Raw genomic sequence first — 6,845 nt, forward strand, 5'->3', positions numbered from 1 at the left:
TTTTTTGATAAATAACTCAAAGATTATTTAATAGATTCTTGACCACCTCAACCTCATTAACAGTATTACTAAATAAAATAGATAATCTTGAATAATCCTCTGCCTTACAATCATGTTCTAAATGCTCACATAGCTGAGCTAATTGTAAAGCGCCGATATTGGCACTTGCACCTTTTAAACTGTGTGCTGCTAAGCGAACTTGTTCATAATTTTGTGCTGATATTCCTTGTTCGATTAACTGTAAGCGTAATTGTGCATCTGTTAAATAGGTATTAATTAATACATCAAACTCATCTTCTAACACTTCTTTTAACTCCGCTAACTGATCTTTATCTAAATGATGCATTATTTTTTCCTCTACAACCATTTCCAATCAAACTCAACGATAACACTATTACCAGAGCCTATAAACTCTAATCGTTGACACAAAGTTTCAATGAGGCGAATACCTCGCCCATGATAATTCATTAAATGTGGATTATCGCTTGAGCTTTGTTGCCGACGCTGACTAAAATCAAAGCCATCACCACTATCAGTTACCTGCAAAATTAGCTTCCCCCCTTGTTCTGTAGGACGGTGCTGAATATTAAAGCGAATATTGCCTTCTTCCAAACTATTTAAACGCTCATGGCGCAAACTATAATACTTAGCAAAGCCTTGAGGACTATTTTTTAATGATGAGTCTAAATGCAATAAGCCATGTTCTAAGGCATTTGAATATAATTCTGCCAAAATGGTATTGAGTGTGTTGATATAAGGTTTTAAGCCAGTGATCTGAAAAACCAAATGCGTTACTAACGGCACAGGATCAAATAACTTTAATGACTCCACACCTAATTCACAACTCATCACACAATCTGCCAATCCTCGATGGGCGACTTTGGGTTTTGCGAGTAAACTGTGTTCTAAAGCCAAAGATGGGGCATCTTGCATTCTCACTGCCAACAGTGTATGGTCATCTGATTGTGCAACCCCCTCACCCGCAAAAACTTTTACTTGATGTAAGATTTCATCAAAAACATTATCAGGGCTATCGCTATTTGCCAAAATAGGTAATAGTCGATCAAAACCAAACATTTCTTCTTGTGGATTAACCGTTTCTATAATGCCGTCAGACCACAAATAAACGACATCATCATCATCCATTTCAAAAAAGCTAGGCTGATATTTAAATTGATTAGCCGATAAAATTCCTAAAGGTAAATGTTGAGAAACGACTTTTTTAATCTCTCGGCTGCGAGTGTTATAAATCACACCATCAGGCAAACCACCAGCCCACACTTCAATGCTACGATTTCTAAACCCTAAATGCGCTGCCGTTGCACAACAAAACACACCAACAGGTAAAATACTTTTTAATTTTGAATTAACTTCTCGTAAGACATCTTCTAAGGCAAATCCCTTAGAGACCATGCCATGAAAGACCTCTGCTAATGGTAATGCACCAATCGCAGCAGGTAAGCCATGTCCTGTAAAGTCCCCTAACAACACCAATAAATCACCATTTGGATGACGTGCAGCTAAAACAACATCACCATTAAAAATTGCTTTAGGAGAAATGAGATAACGAATATTAGGAGAATTTAATACGCCATAATGTGCAATTTTATCAAAGATGCCTTTTGCTGCCTTTTGCTCTTGCAGCAAGTGTTCGCGTTGATTTTGAATTTCTTTATGCAAACGACGCATACGCGAAAAAGCCATAATTTTGGCTTTGATAATTACCTTGTTATAGGGTTTGCTTAAAAAATCATCACCACCAGCTTCTAAACATTCAGCTAAATCACTGGCTTCATTTAATGAGGTTAAAAAAATGATGGGAACTAAATCTTCACCAACAATCTGTCTAATTTCTCTGGCGACTTCTGTGCCATTTTTATGAGGCATCATCACGTCTAACAAGACAATATCGGGACGATGCTCAATAAATAGCTCTACTGCTTCTTTGCCATCTACTGCCAAAATCACTTCATGATCAAGACGTTTAATTAAGTTAGCCAAAATTAAACGATCACTTGGCGTATCTTCAGCGATTAACAGACGCATAAGCCACCTCCCTGCTTTAAGACTATTTACACAATTGTAAATAATTGCTCAAAATTAGAGATGGTTAAGATTTTTTTGACATCAGGATTACAATTAATGATTCTCACTTGAGAACTATCCCCCCCTGCATGATCTCTTAAAAGCAACAACATGCCTAATGCAGAGCTGTCTAAATAAGTTGCATCTTTTAAATCAATCACATAACAGGACATTTCGCTGGGTGCTTGCTCATAAGCATTACGAAATTCTTGGTGGGTGCTAAAATCAAAACGCCCTTTAATTTTAATAATTAATTCTTTGCCATCGGCTGAACTTGTGGTAAGTATCGCCATAAATATCTCCCTCTACATGCTGATGCCATCACTATTGGTTATACAGCCAATAATATTAAATTAGTATATTTGCTTCTTATTCTAAAGCAAACTTTATACGCTAAGAAAGGCTATCAGGATGATTTAATTGTTTTTTTAGAACATTTGTTTGGTTTTTATCTGTTTTATACATACCAAACACAGTTTGTATTTATACGATGATTTTATCTAAAACGCTATAGCACAGTTCACAAAAAACTGACTGATAAGTTTCTAATTGATTCGATGCGAAAAAATAAGCAATTACTATACTTAGACTATGTGGGCTTACGTGGCTATCTTTGAATAGCTTTCGCTTGTAAAGCGTGGAACTTACTGGGATATGCGTAAACTCTGACGATAAAAACCTTGTTTAGGAGCAACAAGATGAATCAACCCTATTCTGCTAAAAAAGTTGCTTTAGTTTTGTCTGGAGGTGGAGCTAGAGCCGCTTATCAAGTGGGTGTTTTAAAGGCGATCAGTGAATTGTCTTATTCTCATTGTGCCAATTTATTTCCTATTATTTGTGGCACATCTGCTGGAGGCCTCAATGCCGCAGGTTTGGCTTGCCGTGCTGATTGTTTAGGAGAGGCAGTTTCACAATTAGAATTTGTTTGGTCAAACTTTAAAACCTCACAAGTGTATCGCACAGATTGGGCTGGCGTTTTGCATTGTGCTGCTCGTTTTTTATGGACAATGGCTTTTGGTCGTTTGCATAAAGATCGACCTGTGTCTTTATTGGATAATTCACCATTATACTTTTTATTAGAACGCGAATTATTACTTTCTCGTCTTAACGATGTGATTAGTGCCGAATATTTACATGCTCTTTGTATTACAGCATCAGGCTATACCAGTGGTGAATCAGTCAGTTTTTTTCAGGGGCGCGCTGATTTGGAAGGTTGGAAACGCGCTAGAAGAGTTGGTATCCCAACACTAATTCGCACTGAACATTTATTAGCATCGGCTGCTATTCCTCTACTATTTCCTGCGATAAAACTTAATCGTGAATATTTTGGTGATGGAGCCTTACGACAACTCGCGCCAATGAGTCCTGCCTTACACTTAGGCGCAGAAAAAATTTTAGTGATTGGTGTGAGTAATGAAAATAATAAAGATCGTCAAAAAGTCGATAGCTACCCTAGTATTGCTCAAGTTGTTGCTAACATTTTAAATAGCTCTTTTATTGATAGCTTAGAAAGTGACATTGAAAGACTCACTCGAATTAATCGTACCATTAGTCATATTCCTGCTGAGATTAGAGAAAAAAATATTTCATTACGACATGTTGATTCTTTAGTGATTGCCCCTTCTAGTGAAATTTTTGATCAAATCGCCATGAAACATGCTATGGATTTGCCACGTAGTATTCGAACATTTGTTTATGGCAGTGGTGCAACAAAACGTGGCGGCGCAGGTGTGTTAAGTTATTTACTATTTGAGGGAGCTTATTGCAAAGAGCTAATAGATGTTGGTTATGCCGATGGTATGGCTAGAGCAACTGAGATTAAACAGTTTTTACATTTAGATCAGCCTAGTGACCATGTTTGCCAGTTACTAGACTTTAAAAATAGAGCTTAGGGATTATTAGCGGCTGTTAACATTTTGCCTGTGAGCAACCACAATCAAAACGCAAAACAATCCTATTATCTTTATGCTTTTTTTATAATCAAAGCGATAACCGTCCCTATATTTTTTCTTGAATGGCTAATAATCGTTTATCCAAATCTTTGACTAAACGCTGCATCATTTCTTCAGCACTACACACATCGTGAATCAAGCCTTGAGATTGACCAATAAACTGCATACCCTTGGCTAAGTCACCGTGTTCGGTTGCTGCCTTTAATTTAGGAGTTGCGGCACCAAAATTAGCTAATAATCGTATTTTTTGTGGTTCTACGAGAATGCCTGCTAACACCTTCCAAACAGGAACTTTTAATTGTATTGCTGCAAAAAAAGCCTGAATCATTGCCAACACAAAATTCATAGGTTTTTTAGTCAACTTTTCTGCCAATGGCGTTTTCATATAACGTGCAGGCAAACCATCAAAATGCGGTGAATAAATGGTCTCGTGTTGATCTTTAGCAATCACTTGTTGCTTAATATGCTCATGTAACGGACTCTCTTTCACCGTTGCAAAACGTGAACCCATCGCCACCGCTTCTGCCCCCAATGCCAAGGCCGCCAACACACCACGTTGATCAGCAAAACCACCACAAGCAATCACTGGAATCTTGACCACATCAACAATGGCTGGCACTAAGACTAAAGACGTTACCTCTCCGCCATGTGCTGCTGCTTCATGACCTGTCACCATCACAGCATCAGCACCTTGTTCTTGAGCGGCTATGGCGTGTTTAGCAGTCGTCACTGTGGCAATTACCTTTCCACCATAAGCGTGGCAAGCTTTTATGAGCCAATCGCCCTTACCTAATGAAAAATTAATCACAGGCACTTTTAAGTCTAAGGCAATTTGGGCATTTTCTTTGGCAGATGGCATTAACAAGGCACAATTCACACCAAAGGGTTTATCTGTTAATTGGCGCACCTTTTCTATGGCAGCCTTAGTTTGTTCGGGTGTCAACGGCCCTAAAGCTAAAATACCTAAGCCTCCAGCATTGCTCACCGCAGCAACCAGTTCAGGGGTAGAAATCCAACTCATGCCCGTTAAAATAATGGGGTATTTAATGGCTAATAATTGGGTAATGGCTGTATTCATGTTGATATAGTTAGATCTTAATGGTGATTGTTTTTTGACTATATCAACTTACATACATATCGTCCAACAAATTATAAAACATTTATCAGTTTTAATAATTCCGTATCCAAAGACATTAAACGCTCATCTAAGGCGCGTAAACGTCGGCTCACCTCACGTGATAAATTCATTTGAATAATGACAAATTGTTCTAAATCATACTCATACAAAGAAAATAAATTTTGTCTTGATAATTCTAAAGCAATACAATTTTCAATGGCTTGCACTGAAGCACTACGCGGGTTTAAATCAATAAGTGACATTTCACCAAAACAATCACCACGCACCAAATATCTTAATTTGATGTCTCGCCCTTTTAACACCAATGCTGTGCCGCGCTCCAAAATAAACAAAGAATCTGCTTGCTCACCCTCTTTAAAAAAATAGGCATTTTGGGCAATCTCAATTTCTGGGCAGCGTGTTAATAAAAATGACAAGGCTTGTTGGCTAACACCACCAAAAATCGGCATGGCTTGTAACAGCTCAAGATATTGCTGATCCATAATCCCCCCATATTAATCACGAAAAATATGACAATCAGGATTTCTGCGTTAATTGTGAGACAATACGCCTGTCCTGTACTCTAAATCTTGTTTATTTACAGTGTAGAAGATTTTTTAATGATTAGATTTTTTTGATGATATTGCCGCGAAACACTTACTTAAATAGCATCAGCTAGGTTATGCTATTCGGCTTTATTAGGATTTCTCGCTCCCTGCCTGTAACTTTGAGCTTTATTCAGGGAAAATAGCGAGAGGAATTCCTCTTTACCTCTTTTTATTCAGCAAACGAATTGCCATGCAAGAAAATTATTTACCCCAAGACATCGAACCCACCGTACAAGCGCAATGGGCAGACAACAACGCCTTTGCCGCCAATGATAACAGCGACAAACCCAAATATTATTGTTTATCCATGTTTCCTTATCCATCAGGTAAGCTACACATGGGACACGTGCGTAACTATACCATTGGCGATGTATTAGCCCGCTTCAAAAAAATGCAAGGCTTTAACGTGCTACAACCGATGGGTTGGGATGCCTTTGGTCTGCCTGCTGAAAATGCAGCGATGAAAAATAATGTGCCACCTGCCGCATGGACATACAGCAACATTGCTTATATGAAAAAGCAATTACAGTCTTTGGGCTTGGCGATTGATTGGCAACGTGAAGTAACCACTTGTAAACCAGACTATTATCGCTGGGAACAATGGTTATTCACGCGTTTGTTTCAAAAAGGCATTATTTATAAAAAATCAGGGATTGTGAACTGGGATCCTGTTGACAATACCGTATTAGCCAACGAACAAGTAATTGATGGCAAAGGCTGGCGTTCGGGTGCAGTCGTTGAAAAACGCGAAATCCCCATGTATTACTTTAAAATCACCGCCTATGCTGACCAATTATTAACCGATTTAGACCAATTAGACGGCTGGCCAGAACAAGTCAAAACCATGCAACGCAATTGGATTGGCCGTTCGGAAGGTTTGACCATTCATTTTGATGTTGCCGATCAAAGTAATGCACTCGAAATTTTTACCACACGGCCTGATACATTGTTTGGAGCAACCTACATGGTTTTGGCTCCCGAGCACCCGCTGGTAGAAAAAATCACAACATCGGCTCAAGCGGCGCAAGTTAAAGAATATCAAAAAATGGTCGCCAGATCGGAAGAGCGTCGTGTAGGGAAAGA

6 protein-coding genes are annotated in these 6,845 nt (G+C 38.6%); 1 reads left to right on the forward strand and 5 read right to left on the reverse strand.

From position 1 onward, the window contains the following. Nucleotides 1-16 precede the first annotated feature (16 nt). The 3 genes from Q0212_RS12425 to Q0212_RS12435 are packed head-to-tail and all read right to left on the reverse strand — an operon-like array spanning nt 17 to nt 2,378. Nucleotides 17-346, reverse strand: a complete 330-nt coding sequence (locus tag Q0212_RS12425) for an Hpt domain-containing protein (RefSeq protein ID WP_297925978.1) — start codon at nt 344-346, stop codon at nt 17-19. A gap of 11 nt (nt 347-357) precedes the next feature. Next, nucleotides 358-2,046, reverse strand: a complete 1,689-nt coding sequence (locus Q0212_RS12430) for a SpoIIE family protein phosphatase (RefSeq protein ID WP_297925980.1) — start codon at nt 2,044-2,046, stop codon at nt 358-360. Nucleotides 2,047-2,072: 26 nt separating this feature from the next. Continuing rightward, nucleotides 2,073-2,378: an STAS domain-containing protein gene (locus Q0212_RS12435; protein ID WP_297925982.1), complete on the reverse strand. Its 306-nt coding sequence runs from the start codon at nt 2,376-2,378 to the stop codon at nt 2,073-2,075. 405 nt (nt 2,379-2,783) lie between these two features. On the opposite strand from Q0212_RS12435, the gene Q0212_RS12440 reads away from it, so the two are divergent. Beyond that, complete coding sequence (locus tag Q0212_RS12440) at nt 2,784-3,977, forward strand: patatin-like phospholipase family protein (protein WP_297925984.1); 1,194 nt, start codon at nt 2,784-2,786, stop codon at nt 3,975-3,977. 106 nt (nt 3,978-4,083) lie between these two features. Here Q0212_RS12440 and Q0212_RS12445 read toward each other — a convergent pair whose 3' ends face one another. Next, a complete protein-coding gene (locus Q0212_RS12445; RefSeq protein WP_297925991.1) occupies nt 4,084-5,157 on the reverse strand; it encodes a nitronate monooxygenase in 1,074 nt (357 codons plus the stop codon). Between the two features lie 29 nt (nt 5,158-5,186). Then, nucleotides 5,187-5,657 carry a Crp/Fnr family transcriptional regulator gene (locus Q0212_RS12450; RefSeq protein ID WP_297925986.1) on the reverse strand — a complete coding sequence of 157 codons (471 nt, stop codon included), beginning with the start codon at nt 5,655-5,657 and terminating at the stop codon, nt 5,187-5,189. Nucleotides 5,658-6,845 lie beyond the last annotated feature (1,188 nt).

It is taken from the genome of uncultured Agitococcus sp., from assembly GCF_937920075.1.
In the GTDB taxonomy this organism is placed as follows: Bacteria; Pseudomonadota; Gammaproteobacteria; order Pseudomonadales; family Moraxellaceae; genus Agitococcus.

What these genes read in the sequence shown, in the direction of transcription:
- Q0212_RS12425 (WP_297925978.1), bottom strand. Translation starts at nt 346, where the DNA reads ATGCATCATTTAGATAAAGATCAGTTAGCGGAGTTAAAAGAAGTGTTA.
- Q0212_RS12430 (WP_297925980.1), bottom strand. Translation starts at nt 2,046, where the DNA reads ATGCGTCTGTTAATCGCTGAAGATACGCCAAGTGATCGTTTAATTTTG.
- Q0212_RS12435 (WP_297925982.1), bottom strand. Translation starts at nt 2,378, where the DNA reads ATGGCGATACTTACCACAAGTTCAGCCGATGGCAAAGAATTAATTATT.
- Q0212_RS12440 (WP_297925984.1), top strand. Translation starts at nt 2,784, where the DNA reads ATGAATCAACCCTATTCTGCTAAAAAAGTTGCTTTAGTTTTGTCTGGA.
- Q0212_RS12450 (WP_297925986.1), bottom strand. Translation starts at nt 5,657, where the DNA reads ATGGATCAGCAATATCTTGAGCTGTTACAAGCCATGCCGATTTTTGGT.